The organism is Shewanella sp. 11B5 (assembly GCF_002836795.1).
In the GTDB taxonomy this organism is placed as follows: Bacteria; Pseudomonadota; Gammaproteobacteria; order Enterobacterales; family Shewanellaceae; genus Shewanella; species Shewanella frigidimarina.
This window is the reverse complement of record NZ_PJAP01000173.1, coordinates 1-1,109: the sequence shown is the minus strand read 5'-3', so window position 1 is coordinate 1,109 and position 1,109 is coordinate 1. Positions and strand designations below refer to the sequence as shown.

The 1,109-nt window shown below is 45.8% G+C and carries 1 protein-coding gene; it reads right to left on the bottom strand.

Features of this window, described 5'->3' with window-relative positions; translation table 11 throughout:
* Nucleotides 1-1,109: PTS sugar transporter subunit IIBC (locus CXF78_RS01425; RefSeq protein ID WP_180957019.1), on the bottom strand; the 1,109-nt coding region annotated here is incomplete at both ends.

Here is a 1,109-nt window from a genome sequence, read left to right as displayed (position 1 = left end):
TTTAAAACCAACATAGCTTCAATGCCATGGGCTTGAAGGGCGGTACTGTCTAATAGACTGGCATCTTTCACTTCTAAGCGTAAACGATTATCAGCAATAGCACGACATGAACTCACGTCACCCAATAGTGGCAGGATGGCTTGAGCTTGCTCGCGGTCTTTTGCTGAAATGCTAACCGTTGCCGTTGCTATCACTGGCGCGGGAGTAGCTGCAAGATAACCACCCGACGCGAGCATTTCATCAATTTCGGTACGTGACACTTCGGCGATAGTCCCCACAATGGCTTGTACTGCATTCCCCGAAATCAATACGCCACTGGCGCCTAACTGCTTCAATCTAGCCTGATCCACTTTACTGGTATCGTGCACATCCATCCGTAAGCGGGTAATACAAGAATCCACATTGACCAGATTCTCTGGTCCGCCGAAGGCTTCGATAAAGTTACGCGCTCTTTCTGTCCCTTCTGATGAAACGATCTCTAATTCGACATCCATCCGCCCTGGCGTTTTCAAGTCGAACTTCAAAATTAAGAATCTGAACACTACGTAATACAACGCCGCATAAATGAGACCTAGCACTACCAGTAGCCAGATTTTTTGCGAATTCCCCGAAAGAACAAGAAAATCGATTAAGCCATGAGAGAAAGAGGTTCCATGAACCACACCCAGCATATTGACAAGCACATAAGCAAAACCAGCCATCAGCGCGTGTACAACATAAAGTAAAGGTGCAGCAAATAAAAATGCAAACTCGATAGGTTCAGTAATTCCGGTTAAGAATGCAGTTAACGCTGCCGAAATCATGATACTACCGACCATGACACGATTTTCTGGACGCGCAGTATGCCAAATCGCCATTGCAGCGGCAGGTAAACCAAACATTTTAAACAAATAGCCTCCTGCAAGTTGACCGAAGCCATTACCAGCAGCTCGACTCGCATCGTCCGCTTGCAAATAACACGTCAATACACCTGTTGCAGGTTTACCTAAACTGTCAACACAATTACCCGCTTCGAAGAAAAAAGGCACATTCCATACATGGTGTAAACCAGCTGGAATTAACGAACGCTCAACCACACCATAAATACCAAAGGCTAATGTTGGGTTTTG